We start from the raw sequence: 26,755 nt of genomic DNA on the forward strand, positions 1-26,755 counted from the left end.
CCATCAAGCTTGGAAGAGAGGTTGCAATGAGTTTCTATGTTGTTGTCGGCGCGGGCCCGGTTGGGCGCGAGACGGCTCGTCGTCTTGGCGAAGAAGGACACGATGTCGTTCTCACAAGCCGAAGCGTCGGTTCGAACGCGTTGCCGAATGTGCGGACGATACGGGCTGACGCCACGGACGCCGCGGAGCTGTCACGCGTTTGCCGAGGCGCCGATGCCATTTTCATGTGCGCCATGGCCACATATCATCGGTGGCCCACCGACTTTTTCCCCATAATCGACGGCACCGTGCGCGCGACGGAAGCAGTCGGCGCGAAGCTCATCGTGCTTGGCAATCTCTATGGTTATGGAGAAAATGCCGACCGCCCGCTTCGCTCTGACATGTCTTTAGACCCGACTTCGAAGAAGGGAACCGCCAGGACCATCATGTGGCAGCGCGCGGTCCGCGCCAGTGTGCCGGCGATCGAAGTGCGGTCCAGCGACTATCTCGGACATGGCGCGATCAGCTACTTCTCGCTGGTCGCGCTGCCTTCCATTATCGAAGGCAAGCCCACCGCCTTCATTGGGGACCTCGACGCAACTCATGCCTGGGCCTTCACCAAGGACGTCGCGAGCACGCTTGTCGCGGCCTCCCGCTACACGGGAGAATGGGGACGGGCGTTTCATGTTCCTTCGCAATACGCCTCGCCCCGCGAGCTTATCCGGAAAACCGCGGCTATGCTCGGACACGAGACCCCAGAGACACGCTCCTATTCCGTCCCCGAGATGGAAGCCCTTGGCATGCATGAGCTCGTCGAGATGCGGTACCTCTTCGAGAGCCCCTTGCTGGTTGATAGCTCCGACGCGGAGACACTTCTTGGCGTGAAGGCCAGCAGCCTTGAAGAGATGATCGCCGATACGCTCCGTGATCATCTCTGAACCTTGCGGGCAGGCACGTTGCACGGATCTGAAAAAGCCCGCTCCTTGCGGAGCGGGCTGAAGACGGCGGGCCGGACTGGAGGTCAGGCGGCCCGCAAACGGTTCTTGTTCTATTCGAGGTAGCCGCTCGGATCGACCGGGGCCGAGTTCTTGCGCACTTCGAAGTGCAGCTTGGGCGAGTCGGTGGTGCCGCTCATGCCGGACAGCGCGATCTCCTGGCCGCGCTTGACCTTCTGGCCGCGCTGCACCTCGATCGAGCTTGCATGGCCATAAACGGTGACCAGGCCGTTCTCGTGCCGCACCAGCACGGTGTTGCCGAACTCCTTGAGGCCGTCGCCGGCATAGATGACGACGCCGTTCTCGGCTGCCTTGATCGGCGTTCCTTCCGGCACCGCTATGTCGACGCCGTCCTTGCCGGAGCCGAAGCCCGAGATGACCCGGCCGCGCACCGGCCAGCGCATCTTGCCGATCCCGGTCGCGTCGGGCGCCACCGCATCGTCGTCCTCGGCCTGCTGGATGACCTTGGCGTCCTTCTTCGGCGGCGTATAGGAGGCGAGCGTCTCGGTGGTCTTGGCCGCCGGCGGCGTCGTTGCCGTCGTCACCGGATCGACCGCCGGCTTGGTGGCCGCGGGCTTTGCCGCGGCAACGGCGACCGTGCCGCCGGCCGGAACCTTGAGCGTCTGGCCGATCTTGAGCAGGCCGTCCTGCATGCCGTTGGCCTTCTTCAGCGCCACAACGCCGACGCCGGTCTTCCTGGCGATCGACGACAGCGAATCGCCCTGCTGTACCGTGTAGGAGCCGCCGGCGCCGGCCGGCTTGGCCTCGGCCATCTGCGCCGCTGGTTTCGGGTCCTTCGAGGCGCTGGCCGCGGCCGACGTATCGAGCTGAGCGGCCGACTTGCCGTCTTTGATTTTCGGCTGCTGCGGCAGCACCGCGACCTTCTCCGGCGCGCCGGCAGGCTGCTTCGGCGTATTCACCGGCTTGCCCTCGGCGACCTTCGGCTCCTTGCTGGAATAGGCATAGGCGGGAATGACGATCTTCTGGCCGCTGCGGATGCCCTTCTTCGGATCGATCCCGTTGATCTTGGCGATGGCATCGGCAGGCACGTGATAGTGCTGCGCCAGGCCCGAAAGCGTCTCGCCGTCCCTGACCACGATTTCGGTCGCATGCGGGGCAGCACTGGCGTTGCGCACGGCGTCGGGCTCGGCCGTCTTGAACGGCTTGGCCGGCGCGACGGTGTTGGTGGTCGTCCTGTCGACATGCGGTGCGGGGGCAAGCGCGGGAGCCGGAGCAAGGGCGGGGGCTGACGCTGTGCGCATCGGCCTGGCCGGCGCGGCGGCAGGCTGCGAGGGCGGCGGCAGCTGCTGCGCCGTGACCGGCTCGAGGCTCGAGCGGCTCACCGACTGGGTGTGGGTGCCGTCGACCGGCGCCGGCGCGACCGTGTCGCCCGGATAGGGCTGGTCGACATTCTGCTTGTTTATGATGGCGCGCTGATTGTTGGTGGACGACGTGAACACGTCGTCGACACCGTTGAAGCGCATCGACTGGGAACTGCACCCGGCCGCCGCGCCGGCAATCATCAGGACAGCGCAACCGCGCGCCAGATTACGTCTGTTTGCCTTCAAGTGATTGAATTGCATCGCACTAACCCGCACAGACCCGGTACAAACTGGTCACGATTAAAGCGCGTTAATGTTACTGGGCGGTTAACCCATTAGAATCCGACAAAAATTTTCTTAAAACATTGGCGCAAATTTTGGCGAGGGCTGTGAAGCCCTTAAATCACCATCGCGACGCTGCGCAAGATCGGCTGCAGCCTGACCATGCCGATGTCCTCGCGCTCGAAGCGGCTGCCGACCTTGGTGAGCTTGGCCAACACCTGCTCGCCCTCCTCCGGGCCGATCGGCGCGATGACCACGCCGCCGCTCGACAGCTGGTCGAGCAGGAAGCGCGGCAGGCTGTCGAAGGCGGCCCAGGCGACGATGCGGTCGAACGGCCCTTCATTGGGCAGGCCATTCGAGCCATCGGCCTGGCGGACGATGACATTGCTGATGGCCAGCGCCTCGAAGCGCTGCTTTGCCTGCTCGGTCAGGGTCTTGTAGCGGTCGACGGTGATGACGCGCGCCGCAAGCCTCGACATGACTGCGGCCGTGTAGCCCGAACCGGTGCCGATCTCGAGCACGCGGTTGCCCGGCTCGATATGGAGCGCGGCGATCACCGCCGCCTGCAGATCGGCGCCCTCGATCGCCTCGCCGCATTCGATCGGCAGCATGCCGTCCGACCAGGCGAACGCATGGAACTGCGCCGGCAGGAAACCACGCCGCGGCGTCGCCTCGAAGGCGGCGACCAGCGCCTTGGGCGCCGCGCCCCTGCCCCGCAGCCTGAGCAGGAAAGCGGCAAAACCTTCGCGGTCGTCGATGCCCGTATTCATGCCAAAACCGTGTTCATGCCAAAACCCTATTTTATGACAGCGCCTTGGTCAGTTGGTCGCGGAGCTCATGGGCGGTGAGGTCGAGCTGCAGCGGCGTCACCGACACCAGCCGGTTGCGCAGCGCATGGAGATCCGTGCCCTTTTTGCCTTCGACCGGCTCTCGGCCGAAGCGCAGCCAGTAGTAAGGCAGGCCGCGCCCGTCGCGCCGCTCGTCGACCCAAAGGCTGTGCACCAGCTTGCCCTGCGCGGTGACGACGGTGCCCTCCACCTCGTCCGGCGCGCAGTTCGGGAAATTGACGTTGAGCAGCACGCCTTCCGGCAGCGGCGTCTCCACCAGTCTCTTGAGCAACGCCGGCGCCAGCGCCTCGGTCGTCTCGTAAGGCACGACGCGATCCTCGCCGACATAAGAATAGGCCTGGCTCACCGCGATCGAGCGCACGCCGAGCAGCGCGCCTTCCATGGCGCCCGCAACGGTGCCCGAATAGGTGACGTCGTCGGCGATATTGGCGCCGGAATTGACGCCGGACAGGATCAGATCCGGCGGTCCAGGCAGGATTTTTTTCGTGCCCATGATGACGCAGTCGGTCGGCGTGCCGCGCACGGCATAGTGCTTCTCGCCAATCTTGCGCAGCCTGAGCGGCTCCGAGATCGACAGCGAATGGGCATAGCCGGACTGGTCCTGCTCCGGCGCAACCACCCAAACGTCGTCCGACAGCGTGCGGGCGATACGCTCGAGCGACGCCAGCCCCTCGGCGTGGATGCCGTCGTCATTGGTCAGCAGGATGCGCATCAAGTCACTTCGCTTCGATCTTGGCGAGACCACCCATGTAAGGCCGCAGCACTTCAGGAATGGTTACGCTGCCATTCTCATTCTGGTAGTTTTCGATGACGGCGATAAGAGCCCGGCCGACCGCGGTGCCCGAACCGTTGAGCGTGTGGACGAAGCGATTGCCCTTGCCGTCCTTGTCCTTGTAGCGGGCATCCATGCGCCTGGCCTGGAAATCGCCGCAGACCGAGCAGGACGAGATTTCGCGATAGGCGTTCTGCCCCGGCAGCCAGACCTCGATGTCGTAGGTCTTGCGCGCGCCGAAACCCATGTCTCCGGTGCAAAGCGTGACGGTGCGGAACGGCAGGCCGAGCCGCTTCAGCACTTCCTCGGCGCATTCAGTCATGCGCTCATGCTCGGCGAGCGAGCTTTCCTGGTCGGTGATCGAGACCAGCTCCACCTTATAGAACTGGTGCTGGCGCAGCATGCCGCGCGTGTCGCGGCCGGCCGAGCCGGCTTCCGAGCGGAAGCATGGCGTCAGCGCGGTGTAGCGCAGCGGCAGCTTTTCATGCGCGGTGATCTCTTCTCGCACGAGGTTGGTGAGCGGCACTTCGGCCGTCGGAATGAGCCCAAGCCGACTGTCGCCATGCGGCGTGAAGAACAGGTCGAGTTCGAATTTCGGCAGCTGATTGGTACCGAACAATACCTCGTCGCGCACCATCAGCGGCGGGATGATCTCTTCATAACCATGCTCTGTCGTGTGCAGGTCGATCATGAACTGGCCGAGCGCCCGCTCCATGCGCGCCAGCTGGCTCTTCAGCACCGTGAACCGCGAGCCGGACAATTTCGCCGCCCGCTCAAAATCCATCATGCCCAGCGCTTCGCCTATCTCGAAATGCTCCTTCACCCAGTTCGGACGGGTCGGCACCTCGCCGACGATGCGCTTGACGACATTATCGTGCTCGTCCTTGCCGACCGGCACGTCGTCAAGCGGCACGTTGGGCAGAACCGCCAGCGCGTCGTCCAGCGCCTTGTCGAGTTCGCGCTCGCGCGCCTCGCCATTCTGGATGAACGCCTTGATCTCGCTGACTTCGCCCTTGAGCTTCTCGGCGAGCGCTGAATCGCCTGAACGCATGGCGTTGCCTATCTCCTTCGAGGCGGCGTTGCGGCGTTCCTGCTTGACCTGCAGCTCGCTGAGATGCGAACGCCGCGCTTCGTCCTTGGCGACCAGGTCGTCGACCGTGGACTGCGCTTCATCCGCCGGCCACGAGCGCTTCACCAGCGCTTCGACAAGGGCCTTGGGGTTGTCGCGAATCCATTTGATATCAAGCATGGTCGATCCTCAAAGCAATGCATGTCGCCCACAAGTGTGTCGCGATTCTGGGACAACGACATGCATCAAAACTAAAACTTAAAGCGCGCCGCTTGAATCCGTTTCAGCGCGACGCGCCTTAGGGATCGAGGGGGTAAACCGCATCCGCCATCGATGCAAGACGGCGACCAAGCCGACAGCTGCGATTTCTCGGCTGGAAAGCCCCGCTTAGGTGGAAGAGGCGTCCGGCGTGTTGCTGGCGGCGGAGCTCCCCGCCTCCGCCTGCTCGCGCGCCAGGCGGTCGCGCGCCTGGCTGCGCTCGATCATGCGCGAGGACCAGATGGCGACCTCATAGAGAATGATGGTCGGGATGGCGAGGCCGCACTGGCTCATCGGATCGGGCGGCGTCAGTACGGCCGCAACGACGAAGGAAAGGACGATCGCCCATTTGCGCTTCTCGGCCAGCGCCTGCGACGACAATATACCGACGCGGGTCAAAAGGCTGGTTACCACCGGCAGCTGGAATACCAGGCCGAAGGAAAAGATCAGCGTCATGATCAGGCTGAGATACTCCGACACCTTCGGCAGCAGCGAGATCTGCACCTGGTCGTTGGTGCCGGTCTGCTGCATGGCCAGGAAGAACCACATGACCATCGGGGTGAAGAAGAAATAGACCAGCGAGGCGCCCATCAGGAACAGGATGGGCGATGCGATCAGGAACGGCAGGAAGGCGCTGCGCTCGTTCTTGTAGAGGCCGGGCGCGATGAACTTGTAGATCTGCGTTGCGATCAGCGGGAAGGCGATCACCATGCCGCCGAACATGGCGAGCTTCACCTGGGTGAAGAAGAACTCCTGCGGCGCGGTATAGATCAGCTCGACCTTATGCGGGTCGAGCCCTGCCCACTGCGTCGCCCATTTGAAGGGAACGACCAGAAGGTTGAACAGGCGCTTGGCGAAGAAGAAGCAGACGAGAAAGGCGACGAAGAAGCCGCCCAGCGACCAGATCAGGCGGCGGCGCAGCTCGATGAGATGCTCGATCAGCGGCGCTGACGATTTCTCGATTTCTTCCCGCTCCTTGTCCGAAACGCTCACTTGGTGCCGCCCGTCATCTTCTTGCCGTCGGTTGCCCTCTTCGCGGCCGGCTTCTTCGCCGCGGCAGGCTTTGCCCCAGCCTTCGGCGCTGCCTTTGTTGCAGGCGCTGCGGCTTTGGCCGGTGCTTTTGCTGCCGGTGCCCTAGTTGCCGCGACCGGTTTGGCCGCCGTGCTGGCGGTCCTTGCCTTGGCGGTCACCGCCTTTTTCGCCGGCCTGGCCGGCACGGCGGTGTCAGAAACCGGTGCGGTGACGGAGGCGTCGGTCATGGCCGGGAAGGCTGGAGCGGCAGAGCTAGCCTCGGGTCCACCGGCGCCGGGCAGGTCCGTCGCACCGTTCTTGAGCGGCTCGGCGGCCTGCGGCGTTTCCGCTGCCGGCTGCGCCGGATCGGCGGCCGGCTTAGGTTTCATCATCGTATCGACGCCGGCGCGCACATCGGCCGCGGCCTGCTCGAACGGATTGAGCTGCTTGCGCACCTCGTTCATCGGATTGAGGCCGCGAAGACTATCGATCGAGCTCTTCACATCGTCGAGCTCGGCTTCCTTCAGCGCTTCGTTGAACTGCTTCTGGAAGTCGCCGGCCATGGCGCGCAATTTCGCCGCGGTGCGGCCGAAGGTGCGCAGCATGTTGGGCAAATCCTTAGGCCCGACGACCACGATCATGACGACCGCGATCACCAGCAGTTCGCTCCAACCGACTTCGAACATGACAATCTATTCCGACGGGTGCCTGCCGCCCAAAAATGCGAAGCGGTTTTGGGACAACGGCATGCTCAAAGCAACAACCAAGATCAGCTCTTGCTGACCTTTTCCTTGGCCGGCGAAACAGTCTCGTCAGCGCGATGCTCGACGGTACGCTTGTCGTCGGCGTCGTCGTCGGCCATGCCCTTCTTGAAGCTCTTGATGCCCTTGGCCATGTCGCCCATCAGTTCCGGAATCTTGCCGCGGCCGAACACCAGAAGCACGATGACCAGCACGATCATCCAGTGCCAAATCGAAAATGAACCCATAACAATCTCTCTCGAATGGTTTCCCTCGGCGATGATCTATGCGTTTTCGCCCAGGGATTCAAACACAACCGCTACGAAGTTGATAAAATGGCTAGCGGATGTCACGCACTTTCGGCGTGAGCGGCTTGCTACGAATCCGCGCAGCCTCTGCTAATAGACCATTCGCGGCGATTTGATCATCACTCGTCGGTGACGCGCGGCGTCAGCAGCCCGAGCTCCTCGAGGTCGATATCCGTCAGCGCATCCTCGTCTTCGGCGAGCGCGTCCGGGTCGGCCGGCGGAACCGGCATCGAGAAATTCGCCGGCATGCGCGTCGAGAGCAGGCCAGCGCCCTTCAGCTCTTCCATGCCGGGCAGATCACGGATCTCCTCCAGCGCGAAATGATCGAGGAAAGCGTCGGTGGTGCCGTAGGTCACCGGCCGTCCGGGCGTGCGGCGGCGGCCGCGCATCCTGACCCACTCCGTTTCCAGCAGCGTGTCGAGCGTGCCCTTCGACGTTTCGACCCCCCTGATGTCCTCGATCTCGGCGCGCGTCACCGGTTGGTGATAGGCGATGATCGCCAGCACTTCGAGCGCCGCGCGAGAGAGCTTCCTTTGCTGCACGGAGTCCCGGCTCATCAGGAAAGCCAGGTCGCCCGCGGTGCGGAAGGCCCAGGCATCGCCGACCCGTACCAGGTTGACGCCGCGCTTGGCATAGATTTCCTGCAGATCCGCCATTGCGGCGGCAATGTTGACGCCTTCCGGCAGGCGCGCGGCAAGCTGCTTTTCGCTGACCGGCTCGGCACTGGCGAATATGATCGCCTCGGCCATGCGCACCGCTTCCGACAATTGCAGCCGCTCGGCCGGGTTTTCGATGGAACCCTGCTCGGCCATCTCGTCTTCCGGTTCGTCCTCGACCTTGAACGGGATGACCGACGCGTTGGCGCGTTCGCTCATGATACCACCTCGACTGCCCTTACCCCTTGCGCGCGGCCGCGCAGATAGATCGGCGCGAACACCTGATCCTGCCGCACTTCCAATTTGCCCTCGCGCACCATCTCGAGCGTCGCCGCGAAGGAACTGGCCATCGCCGTGCGCTTCTCTTCCGGCGCCGCCAGATATTCGATCAGGAAGCTGTCGAGCGTCGTCCAGTCGCCGACCGAGCCGATCAGCCGCGCCAGCACCTCGCGCGCATCCTTCAACGACCACACGGCGCGCCGGGCAATCGTCACATTGTTGATCGCCTGCCGCTGGCGCTGCTGCGCATAGGCGGTGAGCAGATCGTAGAGCGAAGCCGAAAAGCTGTTGCGCTTCTCGACAATGACCATTTCCGGCATGCCGCGCGCAAAGACGTCGCGGCCAAGGCGGTTGCGGTTCACTAGCCGCGCTGAGGCGTCGCGCATGGCTTCAAGGCGCTTCAGCCGGAATTGCAGCACGGCCGCCAGTTCCTCGCCGCTTTCGCCCTCCTCGCCCGGCTGTTTCGGGATCAAGAGCTTCGACTTGAGGAAAGCCAGCCACGCCGCCATCACCAGATAGTCGGCGGCAAGCTCGAGCCTCAGGGCCCGCACCTTTTCGACGAAGGCCAGATATTGCTCCGCGAGCGCCAGGATAGAAATGCGCGCCAGATCGACCTTCTGGTTGCGGGCAAGATGCAAAAGAAGATCGAGCGGGCCTTCGAAACCCGCCACGTCGACGACCAGCGACGGGTCGCCAGTCAGGCGTGAATCGTCGTTCTCGGCCCACAGGCGGTCCATCGGTGCGGCCTTCGCGGCCTTGCTTTCCAATGTCTCCGCCACTTGCCTTTCGTCCCTTCGGTTCAGGCCACCGCTTCGAAATAGGTGGCGAATTCTGCGCGTATGGCCGTTTCGTCGGCGACGTCGCGATCCTTTATATAGGTCAGCGCCCGCTCGGCGCGCTGCAAAGACTTGCCTGACAGCGCCGTCGTGCGCGACGCGATCCCCGACATCTCCTCGAAAACGCCGTTGCAGTGAAGGACCAGATCGCAGCCGGCCGCAAGGATCGAGGCCGCCTTTGTCGGGAAATCCCCAGAAAGTGCCTTCATCGACGTGTCGTCGCTCATCAGCAGCCCGTCGAAGCCGATCTCGCCGCGGATCACCTGATCGACGACCTTGACGGACGTCGTCGCCGGATTGTCGGGATCGACGGCGCTATAGACGACATGCGCCGTCATCGCCATCGGCAGCTCGTTCAACGCCTTGAACGGGGCAAAATCATGCCGTCTGAGTTCATCGAGCGGCGTATCGACGGTCGGCAGCGCGAAATGCGTGTCGGCAAAGGCGCGGCCGTGGCCGGGAATATGCTTCATCACCGGCAGCACGCCGCCCGACATCAGCCCCTTGGCCGAGGCCCGGCCAAGCTCGATCGCGGCGTTGGGCTCCTTGCCATAGGCACGCGCGCCGATGACGTCGCTGGCGCCTTCGACGGGCACATCGAGCACCGGCAGGCAGTCGGCGGTGATGCCGAAGCGCGAGAGATCGAAGGCATGCAGCCGTGCCATCAGCCAGGCGGCGCGGCGGCCGGCCTCGCGGTCGTCGCGCCACAACGCGCCAAGCGCGCCGCCGGCCGGGTAGTTCGGCGCCAACGGCGGACGCAGGCGCTGCACCCTGCCGCCTTCCTGGTCGATGAAGACCGGAGCCTCCGGGCGACCGACGCAGTCGCGCATCGAGGCGACGAGGTCGCGGATCTGCCCGGCCTCGCCGATGTTGCGCGCAAACAGGATGAAGCCCCAGGGACGTTCGTCCCGATAGAAATGGATTTCGTCCTCTGTGAGGGATTTCCCGGCGCAGCCGAGGATCATGGATTTTGATTCGCTCATGCCCGGAAGCTTAAGGCTTTGAGCGAGCAAAGGGAATCACCCCTGTCCTCGGACCAGTTAGAGCAATTCCAGGAAAAGTGTGAGCGGTTTTCCGTCCGGAATTGCGTAAAAAACAAAGAGATAGGGCGTTTCGCCGTTTCCGTGAAACGGTGAAACGCACTAAAGCCCGCAACCGTCCACAAGGAAAAGCCGGCGCGGCCTCGCGGCGGCGCCGGCTTTGATAGGCTTGATTTAATCAGCGCGATACGAAGCAGTTGCCGCCGGCCGCCTTGTAGCTGGTGCAAAGGCTGATCGCATCGTTGCGCGACTGGGCCGCAACGCGGACGCGGTAGAAGGTACCCTTGCCCGCGACCTCGGCCTTGACGATGTTGGCCGTGCGGCCGGACAGCACGCCGCCATAGCGGCGCTGCAGGTCCTGATAGGTCGACTGCGCGCTTTCGACCGTCGGCTGCGAGGCGATCTGCATCGACCACGAGCCGCCGCCGGCGGCCGCCGCCGGATCGATCGAAGCGACCTGGTCCGGCTTGACCTCGCCGACGATATCGACCGGCTGGTCGGACGGACGCGCCGGCGCCACCGGCGCCACTGCCGGCGTGTTGGCCGACTGCGCCTTGGCTTCAGTCTTCTTCGCGGGTTTCACCGGCTTGACGGCCGGCGCATCGGCCTGGTCCGTAACGATCTGGCCCGCGTCGGAAGCCACGGTTCCCGTCTGCTGGCCGTCGGAGGCCGGCGCGACATGTTGCGGCGCCGGATCGCTCGGTTCAGCCGCGGCGACCTTCGGCGCAGCGGCTGGAGCCGGGTCCTCGCGCGGCACCAGCGAGCCGTCGGGTTTCACCATCATCGTCTTCACCTTGCGCGGCGCGACGGCGACGACATCGTTGTTGGCGGTGTTCTCGGCATCCTGCTGCAGCACCTGGGCGATGCGGTCTTCCGACTTCGGCGCCGGTGCCACCGGCTGCGCGCTTGCCGGCGCGGTAGGCTGCGCGCTTGCGGGCGCGGCAGGTTGCGTGCTTGCGGGCACAGCCGCTTGCTCGACGCCGGGCAATGCTGTGCCTGGATCGCCGGCGGCGTCAGTGCCGGCCGCGGCGCCATTGTCGTTGGGCGAAAGGTCGACCACACGGCTCTGCGGCGGTTCTTTCGATGCCAGGTCCACGGGCTGCTCGGTGGTGTTCACCAGCTTCTGCTGCACCGGCTCGGCCGGCTTGGCCGCGCCGCCGCCCTTGGCGACCGCGTCGTAAACCTTGTTGTCCTGGTTCGGCACCACCGTGCCGCCCGGATTTTCGGGCTTCACTTTGATCGGCGAATTGTCGGCCTTGACGATCACCGGGGCAGCGCTGCCGCCTTTGCCGCCGAAGGAGAAGGCCAGCGCGCCAAGGCCGCCGAAAACCACCACTGCGCCGACGAGCGCCGCGATCATCACGCCGCGCCTGCGCGGCTGCGCCGCTTCGCGCTCGGCAAGCCCGGGGATCGCCATCGCTTCTTCGAGCTCGGGATCATAGTCGAGCTCATCGGCGGCGAATTCGTCCGCCTGCGAAACCGGCCGGCTGCCGGGCAAATCATCGGCATCGTAATCATTCGCGGCGGCAAGCGCAGCCGGGGTCACCGGAGCCGCCGGAGCCTCGGCACGCAAGTCGCGACGATCATAGCCATTGAAGCCGGCATTATAGGATTCGTCGTCATAGCCGCGGCTCTGTGTCGGCGCCGACGCGATCTCCGTCGCGTTCATGTCGGTGAGCAGGCTGGCGAATTCCGCATCGAGATCGTCATATGCGGGTGCCGCCGGCTGGTCCTCTTCGAAGCTGAGCTCCGGAATGTCGAGGTCGTCCGCGAGCGCGACCACGCGCTCCGGCACGTCGACCGTCTCGACGTCGGGCATGTCATCATGCTCGCGGGCTTGCGGCACGGGCGCCTGCGCCGGCTTGGCGTAGGCGGAATAATCCGTAGCCAGTTCGCTGCGGTAGGCCGGCGCCGCCACCTGCATTGGCGCTGAAGGCGCGGTCATCTGCACCGGCGCCGAGGCTGCCGGCTGCGCAGCAAACGAAGCCTGCACCGGCGGAGCGGCGGTCGGGGTCGAGCGACTCCACGACCTTGCCGGCTCGGCGTTCGTCGAATGCAGCCAATCGGACGAATTTGCCTTCGCCCGGGCGGCCTCCTGCTCGGCCTCGATACTCCGGGCGAAAGCGGCGCCGAATTCGTCGTCATCAAAATCGACCGCGGGCTCTGCCTTGGCCGAGGTTGCGAAATCCTGGTGATCGAGCTCGCTGGCGAGCAGGTCGTCCAAGTCGCTTTCAACCGGCTGACCGCCCTGGCCGCTCTGCGACGGCTGCTGCTCGTCAAGATTCCAGTCGAGATCGTCGGTCTCGGTCTTCTCGCTTTCGTAGCTCGCAGGTTGCGCAACCAGCCGGGGCGCGGGAGCAGGCTCCCTGACAGCCGGCATCGGCCGCGCAGTCATGGCGCCAAGCAGCGCATTGAGTTCGTCTTCCAGGCTGCGCTCGCTGGCGGCCGGTTTCACGGGTTCAACGGCGGCGCTCGGCGGAACCGGAGCGGCGACGACGGGAGCCGCCTCGGCGACGGTCGGCTGCAGCGCGGCAACAGGCTCGACGGCCGGAGCTTGCGGCTCCTCGTTCAACGCATCGCGAAAGCTCAGCTCGAAATCGTCATCGAGGGTCAGCGCGGCGGCAGGTTCGGGCGCGGCAAGCTCCGGCTCGGCGGCGGCCGTCTCGGCCGGCGCCTCGACAGCCGGCGCAGGCTCGTCGTCAAGCGACGGCTCAGGCTCCCCAAGATCCTGGCCGAGATCCATATCCTGGCCGAGATTGATATCGACATCGGTCATCGCCTGATCGAAATGACCGGCAAAATCATCCTCGGAAATCAGCGGGGCGGCTGCGTGAGCTTCGACCGGCTCGGCGGCCTGCGCTTGCTGCTCCGGCTCGTGGCTCTCAAACGACAGCTCGTCTTCGAGCGACATCTGGACCGCGTTGTCGAAATCGGCGTCGAACGCCGCCTCGCTTGCGGCCTGCATGGCCTCGACGGCGTCCTGACGCGCGTCAGCCGGCTCTTGATCGTCGAGGTTGGCGAGCTCTTGATCGTCGAGATTGGCAGGCTCGTGATGGTCGAGCTGGAAATCCTGGTCCAGCGAAGCCGCCATTTCCCGGTCGATCGCAAGATCATCTTCGACCGGCGAGACATCGAGCGAACTGGCGACCGCCTTGTCGAAATCGTCGTCGAAAGCGACTTCCGGCTCGGAAGCTTCTTCTGGCACCGGCGCGAAATGCGCCTCAGATGCAAAATGCGCCTCTGGCGCGACTTCCGGTTCGGGCGCCGCCTGCGGCTGCGGCGCAAAATCCGGCTCCGGCGCACGGGCCACAGCGAAGTCGGCATAATCCGCCGCGTCGTCGAATACGAAATCCTGCTCGAAGGAAGCGGTGAGCTCGTCGTCATTCGCGGCGGCGCTGGCAGCCTCGAAGGCCGGCTCTTTGCTGATCTGATGCAGTGCAGCCTGCTGAACGACCGGCGCGCTTTCCTCGACGGAATCGAACTCGCCCATCAACTCCTTCTCGAGGTCGATGTCGAAATCGTCAGCCTCCACGGCCTGATTGGCCTTTTCGGTCGCGGGGGCCGGCTGCCGCACCGGCTGGCGCGGATCGAAACCCATGATCCGGGTCAGTTCAGCGAACGGATCATCGTCGGCGATGTCGTTGTGGTCGGCTACTTTCAGCGGGGTTCTGTCTGCCATTATTGTTCCCGAACTCGCACACAGTCGGACGCCATGGACGTCGCGCAGGGTTGGCCCTTACCAGCGCAATGTGGGCAAAAGGTGACAGGTTTTTTAGTTAAACCTAACGCATTTCGATGGGCGCGTCTGCCCCGATAAGCGTCAAGCCGGAAGTCAAAACATCCGAAACAGCCTGCACCAGCCCTAGTCTGGCATAAGTCGATTCTCGGTCGTTAACCTTAACAAAACGTAAGTCCTGGTTGTCGTTGCCGCGATTCCACTGTGCATGGAAGCCGGAAGCCAGATCGTAGAGGTAGAATGCCAGCCGGTGCGGCTCCAGCGAAAGCGCCGCGGATTCGATCAGCCGGGGATATTCGGCCAGCTTCCGGATCAGCGCGATCTCGCCCTCGTCGGCCAGCGCAGCCACCGAGGCCGCGAGCCGGTTGCGATCGAAGTTCGCCTCGCCGAGCTGCTCGCTCGCCTGCCTGAAAACGGAATGGCAGCGCGCCGACGCATACTGCACGTAGAACACCGGATTGTCCTTCGACTGCTCGGTGACCTTGGCGAAGTCGAAGTCGAGCGGCGCGTCGTTCTTACGGTAAAGCATCATGAAGCGGATCGGGTCGCGGCCGACCTCCTCCACGACCTCGCGCAGCGTGATGAAATCGCCGGACCGTTTCGACATGCGGACCGGCTCGCCGTCCCGGAACAGTTTTACGAGCTGGCAAAGCAGCACGGTGAGCTTGACGGCATCGCCGGCAACCGCGCGCGCCAGCGCTTCGAGCCGCTTGACGTAGCCGCCATGGTCGGCGCCGAGCACATAGATCAGGTCGACGAAGCCGCGGTCGACCTTGTCCTTCAGGTAGGCAACGTCGGCGGCGAAATAGGTGAACGAGCCGTCTGACTTGACCAGCGCCCGGTCCATGTCGTCGCCGACCGCGGTCGAGCGGAACAGCGTCTGCTCGCGGTCTTCCCAGTCGTCCGGCTTCTCGCCCTTGGGCGGCGGCAGCTTGCCTTTGTAGATGTGGCCCTTCAGCGTCAGGTCGGCGATCGCCGCCCGGATCTTCTTGGCGTTGTCGGCATGCAGCGTGCGCTCGGAGAAGAACACGTCGTGATGCACGTTGAGCAGCGCCAGATCCTCGCGGATCATCGCCATCATCGCGTCGACGGTGCGGTCCTTGACGATCGCCAGCGCCTCCTCTTCCGGCATTTGCAGCAGGCCGCGGCCGAATTCCTTGGCCAGCGCCTGGCCGACGGGGACCAGATAGTCGCCCGGATAGAGGCCGGACGGGATCTCGCCGATATCGTCGCCGAGCGCCTCGCGATAGCGCAGCAACGCCGAGCGGCCGAGCACGTCGATCTGCGAGCCGGCGTCATTGATGACGTATTCCTTGGTCACGTCGTAGCCGGCGAAGGCCATCAGATTGGCCAAAGCATCGCCGACCACGGCGCCGCGGCAGTGGCCAACATGCATGGGGCCGGTCGGGTTGGCCGAGACATATTCGACATTGGCCTTGCGGCCGCCGCCGACGGTCGAGCGGCCATAATTGCGCCCCTCGCCGAGCAACGCCGCCAGGTGCGTGTGCCAGAATGCGTCCTTCAGTCTGAGATTGACGAAGCCCGGCCCGGCGATCTCGGCCGAGGCAATATCAGCGTCGCCCCGCAGCGCTTCGGCGAGTTTCTCGGCAAGCGCGCGTGGGTTCTGTCCGGTGGGCTTGGCCAGCACCATCGCCGCGTTGGTCGCGAGGTCGCCATGGCTCGCGTCGCGCGGCGGCTCGACCGCGACACGCGACAGGTCGGGCGCGGCTCCATCCTTGTCTTTCAGGTCAAGGGCTTCGACGGCTTTTATGATCCGCGTGTTGAAATCGGCGAAGATATTCATCGGAAGTGCTCTGGGCTTTAAGAGGCGACCGGCTCGATGGCCGGCAAAATCGAGGCTCGCCCTAGCTCAAATCGGGCGTATGGTCAAACAGACGCCGATGTTCCTTGAGGGCGTAGGTGTCGGTCATGCCGGCCAGGAAGTCGGCGACGCTGCGCGCCTTGATGCGGTCCTCGGCCCGGTCGAGCCCTTCGCGCCAGCCGTCGGGCATGGCGCGCGGATCGGCGAAATAGACGTCGAACAGCTCGCGCACGATCTGTTCGGCATCGGCCCGCACCCGCATAACCTCCGCATGCCGGTAGAGATGCTTGTAGAGAAAGGCCTTCAATTCCTTTTCGGCCGCCGCCATGCTGGCCGAGAAGGTCACCAGGGTCTCGCCGGCCGCTCGCACCGCATCGGCGCTGTCCGGCTTGAGCCGCTCGATATTGGCGATGGTCGATGCGATGACATCCTCGACCATCAGCGTGATCTGCCGGCGCATCAGCTCGTGGCCGGTGCGAACATCGTCGAGCTGAGGATATTTGGCACGCACGCTGTCCAGGATCGAGCCGGGCAGACCGACCTCTCCAAGCATATCCAGCGTCAGCAGGCCGGCGCGCAAGCCGTCGTCGATGTCATGGGCGTTGTAGGCAATGTCGTCGGCGATCGCCGCACACTGCGCCTCGATGCCGGCGAAGCGGTCGAGCTCGAGATCGTGCAGCTCCGAATAGTCGCGGATCGCCTGCGGCACCGGGCCCTTGAGCCCCTTCCCGCTCGCGTCGGCCAGCGGGCCATTGTGCTTGACCAGCCCCTCCAGCGTTTCCCAGGTGAGGTTCAGCCCGTCGAATTCGGCATAGCGCCGCTCGAGCCGCGTCACGATACGCAGCGACTGGGCGTTGTGATCGAAGCCGCCCCAGGTCGCCATCTTCTCGTTGAGCGCGTCCTCGCCCGTATGGCCGAAGGGCGTATGGCCGAAATCATGCACCAGCGCCACGGCTTCGGCGAGATCCTCGTCGCCGCGCAATGCCCGTGCCAGCGCGCGGGCGATCTGCGCCACCTCGATCGAATGCGTCAGCCGCGTGCGGTAGTGATCGCCCTCATGCGCGACGAACACCTGCGTCTTGTGCTTCAGCCGGCGAAAGGCGGTGGAATGGATGATGCGGTCGCGGTCGCGTTGGAACGGTGTGCGGGTCGGGCTTTCCGGCTCGTCGAACAGGCGACCGCGCGAGCGCGCCGGATCGCTCGCATAGACGGCGCGCGGCCGGTCGCCGAACCCGATGTCGCCGAGAGCATCCTTGCCCTGCCGCTCGTCCATTGATCCACCAGTTGACTTGGCCCCGCCCGCTTCATACCTATCATGTGAAACCGAAAGCAAGGTGACGCCGATGGGCGCGGATGCCAAGACTGCCATGAAGGTCGAGATGACCGATGCCGCGGCGAAGCGGATCGCCAGGATTGTTTCCGGCGAACCGGGCAAGACGGCGCTGCGCGTTTCCGTCGAAGGCGGCGGCTGCTCCGGCTTTTCCTACAAGTTCGATTTGGTAGGCGACCGCAACGATGACGATGTCGCCATCGAGAAGGACGGCGCAACCATCCTGATCGACGACCTGTCGCTGGTCTATATGGGCGGCTCAGTGATCGACTTCGTCGACGATCTGATGGGCCAGTCCTTCCAGATCAGGAACCCGAACGCGGTCGCCTCCTGCGGCTGCGGTACGAGCTTTTCCATATAGTCCGATGCCTGCCATCGGCGCGGTCCGTCAGGTCGCGCTCTCGGCTGGCCGCGATCTCGATGCGACGCTTGCTTTCTGGCGCGACGTGCTTGGTCTGAACGTGCACGCTCGCTACGACCCGCCCGGTATTGCCTTCATTATGGCCGGTGACGTGCGCCTCCTCTTCACCGACGGCGTTCCGGCCGGCACCGTTTATTTCGACATCGCCGGCCTCGAAGCCTTCCACGCCGAGGCGAAAGCCGCGGGCATTCCCTTCACCGCGCCGCCGACGCTCGTCCACCGCGACACCGAGGGGCGGTTCGGCCCGGCGGGGGAAAGCGAATGGATGGCCTTTCTAAAGGACCCCGCAGGCAATACGATCGGCCTCGTCGAACGTCTGCCGTCCGAAGAGCATTGAGGTCCTCATGAAGATCGTCACCTGGAACATCAACGGCGTTCGCGCCCGCATCGGCAACCTCACCCACTGGCTGACCGAAAGCGCGCCGGACATCGTGTGCCTGCAGGAGATCAAGACTGTCGACGACCAGTTCCCGCGCGCCGAGATCGAGGCGCTGGGCTACAATGTCGAGACCAACGGCCAGAAGAGTTTTAACGGCGTCGCTCTTCTGTCGAAGCTTCCCTTCGACGAGGTCAATCGCGGCCTGCCGGGCGACGATGCGGATGATCATGCCCGCTTCATCGAAGGCGTTTTTTCCACCGACCAGGACGCCTTGCGCGTCGCTTCGCTCTATCTGCCGAACGGCAATCCGGTCGACGATGAACGGAAGTTTTCCTACAAGCTCGCCTGGATGGCGCGGCTGGAGCGTTGGGCGCAGGAGCGGCTGCGGCTCGAGGAAGCGCTGGTGCTGGCCGGCGACTACAACGTCATTCCCGAACCCGCCGATGCCCGGTTTCCCGAAAATTGGCTGGGCGATGCGCTGTTCCAACCGCAGACGAGGCAGGCCTTCCGCCGGCTGAAGAATCTCGGCTTCACCGAAGCAGTGCGCGCCGTGACCGACTCGGCCGGCGTCTACACCTTCTGGGATTATCAGGCCGGCGCCTGGCAGAAGAACAACGGCATCCGCATCGACCACCTGCTGCTCTCGCCCGAAGCCGCCAACCGCTTCTCGTCGGCCTCGGTGGAAAAGCACGTCCGCGCCTGGGAAAAGCCGTCCGACCACGTGCCGGTCGCTATCGACCTGAGCCTGCAGCCCGCCTGAGACGTTGCCAGGCACCCGGACCCAGTATCGCCACAAATCCCGTCTTTGATGCGGCTTGCTGTGGGGGTTGAATGGCGATCCGATTTCTTTTCTGGCCAGCTGGCCTTGCCTTGGCGCTTGCCGCGCCGGCGCCGTTGCTGGCGGCGCCAACCTGTCTTGCCAACGGCAAATCCTTCAACGTCGGCGAGACGGCGTGCCTGACGCTGGCCGGCGAGAGTTACCTCGCCCGCTGCGACATGGTTCTCAACAACACGTCCTGGACCAGGATCAAGGACGAATGTCCGGGCGAAGCGCCAAAGCCGCACCCGACGTCGCTTTCCACCCCGACGCCCGGCCAGACGCCGACGGAGCCGACCGAGAATTGAGGCTTCGTTGATCTCCCCACCATCCAGGTTACGCTATGCACACATCTTCTGAGACTGGCGCGACTGATCAGGCCGAGGCTTGATTGCCAGGTGGTTCCCCCAATCCGTCGCTGCTTCGCAGCGCCACCTTCCCCCTCCGGAGGGAAAGGAAGGGAGCGTTGCTGGACGGACGTTGACGGCAAAGCTTGGCGCCTTTCCTCTACCCCGTCGATCGGGGGAGAGGTGGCTCGGCGAAGCCGAGACGGAGTGGGGGGTCGACCAGCGCTACATTAGCCAATGCATGCGCCAAGCTGCCATGCACGCTATCGCCAACCTGCGCTTACTGGTCGCCGTTGTTGCCCTTGGTCAGGATATCGTCGGCGAGCGAGATCGCGGTCCTGCGATCGGCCTCGCCGGCCGCGGCGAAAGCCTCTTCCTGCATGTTGCGGATCCAGGGCTGGTCGGCCGCCGGAGCCCGCGCCAGCGCCGCCGTCATCATCGCCAGGCCGCGCACGACCTTGCCGCTCTGGAACAGTAGATTGCCGAGCGTCGCCTGCGCGCCGGCATGGCCCTTCTCGGCCGCGAGTTGCAGCCAGCGGCCTGCCTGCTTGACGCTGGCTTTCACACCGCCCTCGCCCTTGAGGAACATCTGGCCGATCTCGAACTGGGCGTTCGGGTTGCGGTAGTTGGCGGCGGCGCGCATGTAATATTCCTGCGCCGCGACGTCGTTTTCCTCGACCGGGGTGCCGGGAATGCCCTTGCGAAGATAGTCGCCGAGCGCCACCAGCGCGTCCGACACATAGCTTTCTTCCGGCGAGCCGGGCTCGACATCCTGATCGACGATTTCCGAGAAGAACTTGAAAGCGGCGTAATCGTCGCGCGTCACGCCGTCGCCTTCGGCATACATGCGCGCAAGCTTCCAGGTGGCGCCGATCTGGCCGTTCTCGGCGGCGTATTTATAGGCCTCGACCGCCTGATCCTTATGGCCGCTCTTGTAGGCGGAGAACCCGAACTGGAACACCGCCCAGGGGCTCGACTGCGGCTTCACGCCGGTCTTGTCGTCGAACACCTTGTCGTCGAAGGCCATGGCCTGCCCGACGGCGCCCAGGGTCGCCAGAGCGACCAGTGCCGAAAAGACAGACGACCTCAACACCTCAGATGTCCGCATAGCAGTGCGTTTCTTTGGCGGCGCCCGGATGGGTCACCGCGCCGTCGCGGGCCGACCCTACGGCCTGCGCATATTTCCAGATCGCGCCGGACTGATAGTCGGTCTTGCGCGCCTTCCAGTTCTTTGCCCGGGTCGCCAGTTCGGCGTCCGACAGGGCCACCTCGATCGTGCCTTGCACGGCGTCGATCGAGATCACGTCGCCGTCCTGGATCAGCCCGATCGGCCCGCCGACCGCCGCTTCCGGCCCGACATGGCCGATGCAGAAGCCGCGCGTGGCGCCGGAGAAGCGCCCGTCGGTGATCAGCGCCACCTTCCCGCCCATGCCCTGGCCGTAGAGCGCCGCCGTCGTCGACAGCATCTCGCGCATGCCCGGACCGCCGCGCGGCCCCTCGTAGCGAATGACGAGAACCTCGCCTTCCCGGTAGTTGCGCTGCGTGACCGCCTCGAAGCACTCTTCTTCAGAATCGAAGCAGCGCGCCGGACCGGAGAATTTCAGTTCCGACATGCCCGCGACCTTCACGATCGCGCCTTCGGGGGCAAGGTTGCCCTTCAAGCCCACAACCCCGCCTGTCTTGGTGATTGGCCGATTGGCGGGACGCACAACATCCTGGCTTTCATTCCAGGAAACGTGCTCCATATTTTCGGCCAAAGTGCGGCCAGTGACCGTCAAGCAGTCGCCATGCAGATAGCCGTGGTCGAGCAGCGTCTTCATCAGAAGCGGAATGCCGCCGGCCTCGAACATATCCTTGGCGACATATTTGCCGCCCGGCTTGAGGTCGGCGATATAGGGCGTCTTCTCGAAGATCGCCGCCACGTCGAACAGGTCGAACTTGATGCCGGCCTCATGCGCGATCGCCGGCAGGTGCAGCGCCGCGTTGGTCGAGCCGCCGGTGGCCGACACCACGGTCGCCGCGTTCTCCAGCGCCTTGCGCGTGACGATGTCGCGCGGCCGGATGTTCCTGGCGATCAGTTCCATGACCTTTTCGCCCGAGGCGAAATTGAAGCGGTCGCGCATCTCGTATGGCGCCGGCGCGCCGCAGGAATAGGGCAGCGCAAGACCGATCGCCTCGGCAACGGTCGCCATGGTGTTGGCGGTGAACTGGGCGCCGCAGGAACCGGCCGAAGGACAGGCCGCCTGCTCGATCTCGAGCAATTCGGCGTCGCTGATCGATCCGACCGAATGCTGGCCGACCGCCTCGAACACGTCCTGCACGGTGATCTGCCGGCCGCGATAGCTGCCGGGCAGGATAGAGCCGCCATAGATGAAGATCGACGGCACGTTGAGGCGCACCATCGCCATCATCATGCCGGGCAGCGACTTGTCGCAGCCGGCGAGCCCGACCAGCGCATCGTAGCAATGGCCGCGCATGGTGAGCTCGACCGAATCGGCGATGACCTCGCGCGACACCAGCGACGACTTCATGCCCTGGTGGCCCATGGCGATGCCGTCGGTGACAGTGATGGTGCAGAACTCGCGCGGCGTGCCGTTGGCGGCCGCAACGCCCTTCTTGACCACTTGCGCCTGGCGCATCAGCGAGATGTTGCAGGGAGCCGCCTCGTTCCAGCAACTGGCGACGCCGACCAAAGGCTGCGCGATCTCGGCCGCCGACAGCCCCATGGCATAGAGATACGAACGATGCGGCGCCCGCGCCGGACCTTCGGTCACGTAGCGGCTGGGCAGCTTGGCCTTGGAGATTGCCTTGGCGTCCATCATCGTCCTTGCCGCACACCCCGCGGCCGGTCCCATCGCCGCGCCAACCTGGCACGCATCCCGGGACATATCTCGGGTGCTCCGGGTTTATGGCGGGAAATGGGCAGTTCCCTCGGCAAGTCTTTTAGCGCGGGGGTTGTTCATAAACTGTTGCCAAAACGTCACAATCGTACGAGGCGCCGGTTGTGACGCGAAACTGCAACAGCGAGCGGAGAGACCGGGTTCATCCGCCGTCAGCTCAACGAAAAAGGCCGGGGGATGCCCGGCCTTTTTCGTTGAATTTTCATAAACTTAGAACTTGATCTTGATTCCGCCCGAAATCGCCGTGATCAGATCGTTGCCGACGTCATAGGTAGCGTCTGGGCCTGCAACATAACCATTCTCGTCGCTAAGCGTCCCAGAATGGCCGCTGGTCATGACGCCGATAGCACCGGCCAAGCGAAGCTCGATATTTGGCTGAGGCGTATAGGCAACGCCGCCGCCGAGCGTCCAGGTATCGGTTTGGACACCATAGCCATGCGAAGTGCCGCGATCCCAAGAAAGCTGACCAGCAGCGCTCCATTCATCATTGAACTTGTGACCGATACCACCGGAAATGGTCCAACCGTCACGATACATCAGATCAAGAGAAGTAAGCCGAACCGGGAAGGGCGAAACCGTCGTGCACGCAGCCAGACCTTTGGTCTGCTCGGAACAAATCGGAACACTCTGCAGTACACTCCAGTTGACCCACTTGATCGAGCCGAACGCAAGCCAGCCGGGCGCGATACCCGACTGAAGCTTCAACTCCACAGAGTCCGGCATATGTTGCGTGCTGCCGTAGATCGCCGCAGAGCCCCCGGGTAATGACGCCGCAGTCAGTGTGCCGGAGATATTGTCAAGCTTAACTTGTGAATTGTAGACCAAGCTGGCCCGAAGTGCGATCTCGGGGATTTCGTAGGCAACGCCGGCGCGCCAGCCCCAACCACTTGCGTCCAGATCGACGCGACCAATCGGTCCCGTTCCGGTTAACGGGTTGAAACCAATCAAGCTTTCCTTGAAGCCTGAAATATCTTGGTAGAACAAGCCGCCGATAAAACGGAGCTGACCTTTACCTACATCGAACTTATAGGAGCAGGTTCCAGCGTAGTTATTGCTCTTGATATCCGTTTCAACATTGGAAAACGCGCCATTCCAGGACGCGCCCGGGGCTGTGTGGGCACCCCAAGGCTGCGAATAGTCAACCATGCAGTCGACGCCCTGAACGACTTGAGCCTTCACCCCGATGCGCGGCACCCAATAAGGCTCCGCCCCGTCGGCAGTAGAACTGAGAAAATTGAAGCCGGCCGGCCCCCTCGCGTTCTTGTACTTGCGATCCGGCATCACGTAGGTGGCTTCCGCCTCCGTCGCGACCGGCGCCGGATCGAACAGCAAATCGATATCGTAACCGCCGCGCTCCAGGCCGCCGGCATGCGCTGGGACGACTGCGGCGCCGACCAAAGCGATCGAAAAGCAGCCTGCCCCCAGCAGCGCTTTGACTCGCAAAATGTTCATGGAAATCCCTCCCCAAAATACAAGTGGCTCAAGCTAGAACCAATTCGGGTTAACGACGCAACAACGATTTCAGGAGCTGTACATGTACATCTGGACAGCACCTATTTTTGCCATGGTCATCGACGCCGCAATCGGCGCCCAAGTCGCGCGAACCGGCGTCAAAGGATCGAAAAAATCCGGGGAAACTGCCAAAAACGGGGCAAAAACAGCCGGTTTTGGGCTGACGGCCCCCATTGTTACATTATGGCAACAATGGGGCGCAAACTTTCCGTTTACGTCAAAATTAACGTAACGGCAGCCGCATTTTCGAGGCAGCTAACGTACCGGAAAGTCCCTCTCCGCCGACGCCGACTCTTGCCGTTCAGCCGGCGTCGCGCACCCTGGTCAAAGCCACCGAAAGCTTCTCCTGCGCCTCGCGATATTCGGCGAGTTTCTCGCGCTCTGCCTCGACCACTTCTTCCGGCGCGTTGGCGACGAACTTTTCGTTCGACAGCTTCTTGTGCAGGCGGGCGATCTCCTCGGTGACCTTCGCCAGTTCCTTCTGCAGCCGCGCGGCTTCGGCCTGGAGATCGATCAGGCTGCCGAGCGGCAGGCTTACCGTCGCCTCGTTGATCACGATCTGCGCCGAGCCTTGCGGCGGCGCATCGGCGAGCGCGATGTCGCCGACGCGCGCCAGCCGCTTGATCGCTTGGGCGTGGCGCTCCAGCCGCTCCTGCGTCAGCGTGTTGGCGCCGATCACCGTCAGCGGCGCGATTGCCGCCGGCGGCACATTCATCTCCGAGCGCACCGAGCGGACGCCCGAGACGAGATCGACCAGCCAGTTGATGTCGGCGGCGGCCTCCTCATCCTCGAAGTCGGGCGAAGGCCATGCGGCATGGCAAAGCAGCGACGAGCGCTCCTTGCCCTCGCCCGCGGTCTGCGCCCACAATTCCTCGGTCATGAACGGCATCATCGGATGCAGGAGCTTGTAGATTTCGTCCAGCACGAAGGCGACGCAGGCCCGGCTCTCGGCCTTGGCGGCCTCGTCCGTGCCCATGAACACCGGCTTCAACAGTTCCAGGTACCAGTCGCAGAACAGGTTCCAGACGAAGCGGTAGGCAGCGCCCGCCGCTTCATTGAAACGATAGCTGGTGATGCCTTCAGTGACGGCGCGCGCCGCCCGCGTCAGCTCGGTCAGGATCCAGCGGTTGACCGGCAGCTTGGCGTCGTTCAGCCAGAACTCGTCGTTGCGCGCGACGTCGTTCATCTCGGCGAAGCGCGTCGCGTTCCACAGCTTGGTGCCGAAATTGCGGTAGCCGGCGATGCGCGCCGGATCGAGCTTCACGTCGCGGCCTTGCGCCGCCATGACGGTCAGCGTGAAGCGCAGCGCATCGGCGCCATATTCGTCGATCAGGTCGAGCGGATCGATGACGTTGCCTTTCGACTTCGACATCTTCTGCCCGTTCTTGTCGCGCACCAGCGCGTGTACATAGACGGTGTGGAACGGCTCCTCGTCCATGAAGTGCAGGCCCATCATCATCATGCGGGCGACCCAGAAGAAGATGATGTCGAAGCCGGTCACCAGCACGTCGGTCTGGTAATAGGTCTTGAGCTCCGGCGTCTGGTCGGGCCAGCCGAGCGTCGAGAACGGCCACAGCGCCGACGAGAACCAGGTGTCGAGCACGTCCTCGTCGCGGGTCAGGATCTCGCCGGGCTGGAAGTTCTCGAGCTTGTCCTCGACCCAGGCCTTCCACGGCCCTTCCAGCGCCAGGTAATATTCGATTGCCGCAGCAAGCGCCTCTTCCTCGGTCTTCTCGACGAAGACGTGCCCGTCCGGTCCGTACCAGGCCGGGATCTGGTGACCCCACCAGAGCTGGCGCGAGATGCACCAGGGCTGGATGTTCTCCATCCAGTCGAAATAGGTCTTTTCCCAATTCTTCGGCACGAAGTTGGTACGGCCCTCGCGCACCGAGGCAATCGCCGGCTTGGCGAGCTCGGCGGCGTTCACGTACCACTGGTCGGTCAGGAACGGCTCGATCGGCACGCCGCCGCGGTCGCCATGCGGCACGGTGTGCCGGTGCGGCTCGATCTTGTCGAGGAAGCCGCCGGCCTCCATCAGCTCGACGATCTTCTTGCGGGCAGTGAAGCGGTCGAGCCCATCCAGCTCGTCCCATACCGCCTGGCGCCCCGGCGTGACCTCTAGGCCGGCCAGGAAGTCCTCATTGTCCTTCAGCTTGATGGCCGCTTCGACCGTCAGGATGTTGATCGCCGGCAGCTTGTGGCGCTTGCCGACCTCGAAGTCGTTGAAGTCATGCGCCGGCGTGATCTTGACCGCACCGGAGCCTTTTTCCGGATCGGAATACTCGTCGGCGACGATCGGTATCTTGCGGCCGACGATCGGCAGCACGACGTTGCGGCCGACCAGACCGGAGAAGCGCTCGTCATCGGGATGCACGGCCACGGCCGTGTCGCCGAGCATCGTCTCGGGACGCGTCGTGGCGACCGTGATGAAGGTCTTGGGGTTCTCGGGGTCGAACGCCTCGCCGTCAATCGGATAGCGGAAGTGCCAGAGATTGCCGTTCACCTCGTGCTGCTCGACCTCGAGGTCGGAAATGGCGGTGAGCAGCTTCGGGTCCCAGTTCACAAGGCGCTTGTCCTTGTAGATAAGGCCTTCCTTGTAGAGGGTGACGAAGACTTCGAGCACGGCCTTGGACAGGCCTTCGTCCATGGTGAAGCGTTCGCGCGACCAGTCGGCCGAAGCGCCGAGCCGCTTCAGCTGGTTGAAGATCGCGCCGCCGGATTCGGCCTTCCACTCCCAAACCTTCTCGATGAACTCTTCGCGCGTCAGATCGCGGCGGTGGATCTGCTTTTCCATGAGCTGACGCTCGACCACCATCTGCGTGGCGATGCCGGCGTGATCCATGCCGGGCTGCCAGAGCACGTTCTTGCCGCGCATGCGCTCGAAGCGCACCAGAATGTCCTGCAGCGTGTTGTTGAGCGCATGGCCCATATGCAGCGAGCCGGTGACGTTCGGCGGCGGGATGACGATGGTGAAGGCTTCGGCCCCTTCCTCCGCGCCGGCGCCCGCTCGAAAGGCATCGGCCTCTTCCCAGATTTTGGCGATCTTCGGCTCGACGGCTTTGGCGTCGTAGGTCTTATCAAGCATGGAGGAGATCC

23 protein-coding genes are annotated in these 26,755 nt (G+C 64.0%); 6 read left to right on the plus strand and 17 right to left on the minus strand.

All coding sequences use genetic code 11. The annotated features are described in order from the left end of the window. Positions 1–26 precede the first annotated feature (26 nt). Positions 27–917 (plus strand): NAD-dependent epimerase/dehydratase family protein, encoded by an 891-nt coding sequence (locus tag LB523_RS11405; protein WP_224602751.1) that lies wholly within the window; start codon positions 27–29, stop codon positions 915–917. A gap of 110 nt (positions 918–1,027) precedes the next feature. Here the strand turns inward: LB523_RS11405 and LB523_RS11410 are convergent, their stop codons facing one another. The 13 genes from LB523_RS11410 to LB523_RS11470 form a co-directional block, all read right to left on the minus strand. Further along, on the minus strand, positions 1,028–2,557 hold the full coding sequence (locus LB523_RS11410; RefSeq protein WP_224602753.1) for a peptidoglycan DD-metalloendopeptidase family protein: 1,530 nt from the start codon (positions 2,555–2,557) through the stop codon (positions 1,028–1,030). A gap of 137 nt (positions 2,558–2,694) precedes the next feature. Beyond that, positions 2,695–3,348, minus strand: coding sequence for a protein-L-isoaspartate(D-aspartate) O-methyltransferase (locus LB523_RS11415; protein WP_224602755.1), 654 nt, complete (start codon positions 3,346–3,348; stop codon positions 2,695–2,697). 31 nt (positions 3,349–3,379) lie between these two features. Beyond that, a complete protein-coding gene (gene surE / locus LB523_RS11420) occupies positions 3,380–4,138 on the minus strand; it encodes a 5'/3'-nucleotidase SurE (protein WP_140627262.1) in 759 nt (252 codons plus the stop codon). Between the two features lie 4 nt (positions 4,139–4,142). Continuing rightward, positions 4,143–5,447: a serine--tRNA ligase gene (gene serS, locus LB523_RS11425; RefSeq protein WP_224602757.1), complete on the minus strand. Its 1,305-nt coding sequence runs from the start codon at positions 5,445–5,447 to the stop codon at positions 4,143–4,145. 207 nt (positions 5,448–5,654) lie between these two features. Continuing rightward, the gene (gene tatC / locus LB523_RS11430) at positions 5,655–6,518 is read right to left on the minus strand and encodes a twin-arginine translocase subunit TatC (protein WP_224602759.1); all 864 of its coding nucleotides are present in this window, start codon (positions 6,516–6,518) and stop codon (positions 5,655–5,657) included. Beyond that, positions 6,515–7,222 (minus strand): Sec-independent protein translocase protein TatB, encoded by a 708-nt coding sequence (gene tatB / locus LB523_RS11435; protein WP_224602761.1) that lies wholly within the window; start codon positions 7,220–7,222, stop codon positions 6,515–6,517. Before tatB ends, tatC begins: the two co-directional genes overlap by 4 nt. A gap of 83 nt (positions 7,223–7,305) precedes the next feature. Continuing rightward, positions 7,306–7,524: a twin-arginine translocase TatA/TatE family subunit gene (locus tag LB523_RS11440; RefSeq protein ID WP_027167260.1), complete on the minus strand. Its 219-nt coding sequence runs from the start codon at positions 7,522–7,524 to the stop codon at positions 7,306–7,308. 179 nt (positions 7,525–7,703) lie between these two features. Continuing rightward, complete coding sequence (scpB, locus tag LB523_RS11445) at positions 7,704–8,459, minus strand: SMC-Scp complex subunit ScpB (RefSeq protein WP_095765016.1); 756 nt, start codon at positions 8,457–8,459, stop codon at positions 7,704–7,706. Continuing rightward, a complete protein-coding gene (locus LB523_RS11450) occupies positions 8,456–9,256 on the minus strand; it encodes a segregation and condensation protein A (RefSeq protein ID WP_095765568.1) in 801 nt (266 codons plus the stop codon). Before LB523_RS11450 ends, scpB begins: the two co-directional genes overlap by 4 nt. 62 nt (positions 9,257–9,318) lie before the next feature. After that, positions 9,319–10,338, minus strand: coding sequence for a beta-N-acetylhexosaminidase (gene nagZ, locus LB523_RS11455; protein WP_224602763.1), 1,020 nt, complete (start codon positions 10,336–10,338; stop codon positions 9,319–9,321). A gap of 235 nt (positions 10,339–10,573) precedes the next feature. Further along, the gene (locus LB523_RS11460) at positions 10,574–14,074 is read right to left on the minus strand and encodes an SPOR domain-containing protein (RefSeq protein ID WP_224602764.1); all 3,501 of its coding nucleotides are present in this window, start codon (positions 14,072–14,074) and stop codon (positions 10,574–10,576) included. A gap of 103 nt (positions 14,075–14,177) precedes the next feature. Next, a complete protein-coding gene (gene argS / locus LB523_RS11465) occupies positions 14,178–15,935 on the minus strand; it encodes an arginine--tRNA ligase (RefSeq protein ID WP_224602767.1) in 1,758 nt (585 codons plus the stop codon). Positions 15,936–15,996: 61 nt separating this feature from the next. After that, positions 15,997–17,226, minus strand: coding sequence for a deoxyguanosinetriphosphate triphosphohydrolase (locus LB523_RS11470; protein ID WP_224602769.1), 1,230 nt, complete (start codon positions 17,224–17,226; stop codon positions 15,997–15,999). A gap of 70 nt (positions 17,227–17,296) precedes the next feature. Here LB523_RS11470 and erpA point away from each other — a divergent pair, with 70 nt between their 5' ends. The 4 genes from erpA (at position 17,297) to LB523_RS11490 (ending at position 19,208) form a co-directional block, all read left to right on the plus strand. Next, positions 17,297–17,644, plus strand: a complete 348-nt coding sequence (gene erpA, locus LB523_RS11475; protein WP_042644753.1) for an iron-sulfur cluster insertion protein ErpA — start codon at positions 17,297–17,299, stop codon at positions 17,642–17,644. Positions 17,645–17,648: 4 nt separating this feature from the next. Beyond that, the gene (locus LB523_RS11480; RefSeq protein WP_224602770.1) at positions 17,649–18,041 is read left to right on the plus strand and encodes a VOC family protein; all 393 of its coding nucleotides are present in this window, start codon (positions 17,649–17,651) and stop codon (positions 18,039–18,041) included. 7 nt (positions 18,042–18,048) lie between these two features. After that, on the plus strand, positions 18,049–18,843 hold the full coding sequence (gene xth / locus LB523_RS11485) for an exodeoxyribonuclease III (RefSeq protein ID WP_224602774.1): 795 nt from the start codon (positions 18,049–18,051) through the stop codon (positions 18,841–18,843). Between the two features lie 71 nt (positions 18,844–18,914). Further along, the gene (locus LB523_RS11490) at positions 18,915–19,208 is read left to right on the plus strand and encodes a hypothetical protein (RefSeq protein ID WP_095765009.1); all 294 of its coding nucleotides are present in this window, start codon (positions 18,915–18,917) and stop codon (positions 19,206–19,208) included. Between the two features lie 319 nt (positions 19,209–19,527). Here the strand turns inward: LB523_RS11490 and LB523_RS11495 are convergent, their stop codons facing one another. The 3 genes from LB523_RS11495 to LB523_RS11505 form a co-directional block, all read right to left on the minus strand. After that, positions 19,528–20,355, minus strand: coding sequence for a tetratricopeptide repeat protein (locus LB523_RS11495; protein ID WP_095765008.1), 828 nt, complete (start codon positions 20,353–20,355; stop codon positions 19,528–19,530). After that, complete coding sequence (ilvD, locus tag LB523_RS11500; RefSeq protein WP_224602827.1) at positions 20,342–22,066, minus strand: dihydroxy-acid dehydratase; 1,725 nt, start codon at positions 22,064–22,066, stop codon at positions 20,342–20,344. Before ilvD ends, LB523_RS11495 begins: the two co-directional genes overlap by 14 nt. 291 nt (positions 22,067–22,357) lie before the next feature. Beyond that, the gene (locus LB523_RS11505; protein ID WP_224602775.1) at positions 22,358–23,599 is read right to left on the minus strand and encodes an OmpP1/FadL family transporter; all 1,242 of its coding nucleotides are present in this window, start codon (positions 23,597–23,599) and stop codon (positions 22,358–22,360) included. Positions 23,600–23,681: 82 nt separating this feature from the next. Between LB523_RS11505 and LB523_RS11510 the strand changes: the two genes are divergently transcribed. After that, positions 23,682–23,891, plus strand: coding sequence for a hypothetical protein (locus LB523_RS11510; RefSeq protein WP_224602776.1), 210 nt, complete (start codon positions 23,682–23,684; stop codon positions 23,889–23,891). 69 nt (positions 23,892–23,960) lie between these two features. On the opposite strand, the gene LB523_RS11515 is transcribed toward LB523_RS11510, so the two are convergent. Beyond that, a complete protein-coding gene (locus LB523_RS11515) occupies positions 23,961–26,744 on the minus strand; it encodes a valine--tRNA ligase (protein WP_224602777.1) in 2,784 nt (927 codons plus the stop codon). Between the last annotated feature and the right edge of the window lie 11 nt (positions 26,745–26,755).

Source organism: Mesorhizobium sp. ESP-6-4, assembly GCF_020164735.1.
In the GTDB taxonomy this organism is placed as follows: Bacteria; Pseudomonadota; Alphaproteobacteria; order Rhizobiales; family Rhizobiaceae; genus Mesorhizobium.

Coding starts and splice junctions, on each gene's coding strand:
- tatB (WP_224602761.1), bottom strand. CDS start 7,222: ATGTTCGAAGTCGGTTGGAGCGAACTGCTGGTGATCGCGGTCGTCATG.
- LB523_RS11460 (WP_224602764.1), bottom strand. CDS start 14,074: ATGGCAGACAGAACCCCGCTGAAAGTAGCCGACCACAACGACATCGCC.
- LB523_RS11510 (WP_224602776.1), top strand. CDS start 23,682: ATGTACATCTGGACAGCACCTATTTTTGCCATGGTCATCGACGCCGCA.
- LB523_RS11505 (WP_224602775.1), bottom strand. CDS start 23,599: ATGAACATTTTGCGAGTCAAAGCGCTGCTGGGGGCAGGCTGCTTTTCG.
- LB523_RS11450 (WP_095765568.1), bottom strand. CDS start 9,256: ATGGACCGCCTGTGGGCCGAGAACGACGATTCACGCCTGACTGGCGAC.
- LB523_RS11490 (WP_095765009.1), top strand. CDS start 18,915: ATGGCGATCCGATTTCTTTTCTGGCCAGCTGGCCTTGCCTTGGCGCTT.
- LB523_RS11440 (WP_027167260.1), bottom strand. CDS start 7,524: ATGGGTTCATTTTCGATTTGGCACTGGATGATCGTGCTGGTCATCGTG.
- ilvD (WP_224602827.1), bottom strand. CDS start 22,066: ATGGACGCCAAGGCAATCTCCAAGGCCAAGCTGCCCAGCCGCTACGTG.
- LB523_RS11415 (WP_224602755.1), bottom strand. CDS start 3,348: ATGAATACGGGCATCGACGACCGCGAAGGTTTTGCCGCTTTCCTGCTC.
- LB523_RS11495 (WP_095765008.1), bottom strand. CDS start 20,355: ATGCGGACATCTGAGGTGTTGAGGTCGTCTGTCTTTTCGGCACTGGTC.
- LB523_RS11405 (WP_224602751.1), top strand. CDS start 27: ATGAGTTTCTATGTTGTTGTCGGCGCGGGCCCGGTTGGGCGCGAGACG.
- LB523_RS11410 (WP_224602753.1), bottom strand. CDS start 2,557: ATGCAATTCAATCACTTGAAGGCAAACAGACGTAATCTGGCGCGCGGT.
- LB523_RS11515 (WP_224602777.1), bottom strand. CDS start 26,744: ATGCTTGATAAGACCTACGACGCCAAAGCCGTCGAGCCGAAGATCGCC.
- xth (WP_224602774.1), top strand. CDS start 18,049: ATGAAGATCGTCACCTGGAACATCAACGGCGTTCGCGCCCGCATCGGC.
- erpA (WP_042644753.1), top strand. CDS start 17,297: ATGGGCGCGGATGCCAAGACTGCCATGAAGGTCGAGATGACCGATGCC.
- LB523_RS11480 (WP_224602770.1), top strand. CDS start 17,649: ATGCCTGCCATCGGCGCGGTCCGTCAGGTCGCGCTCTCGGCTGGCCGC.
- argS (WP_224602767.1), bottom strand. CDS start 15,935: ATGAATATCTTCGCCGATTTCAACACGCGGATCATAAAAGCCGTCGAA.
- surE (WP_140627262.1), bottom strand. CDS start 4,138: ATGCGCATCCTGCTGACCAATGACGACGGCATCCACGCCGAGGGGCTG.
- nagZ (WP_224602763.1), bottom strand. CDS start 10,338: ATGAGCGAATCAAAATCCATGATCCTCGGCTGCGCCGGGAAATCCCTC.
- serS (WP_224602757.1), bottom strand. CDS start 5,447: ATGCTTGATATCAAATGGATTCGCGACAACCCCAAGGCCCTTGTCGAA.
- LB523_RS11470 (WP_224602769.1), bottom strand. CDS start 17,226: ATGGACGAGCGGCAGGGCAAGGATGCTCTCGGCGACATCGGGTTCGGC.
- scpB (WP_095765016.1), bottom strand. CDS start 8,459: ATGAGCGAACGCGCCAACGCGTCGGTCATCCCGTTCAAGGTCGAGGAC.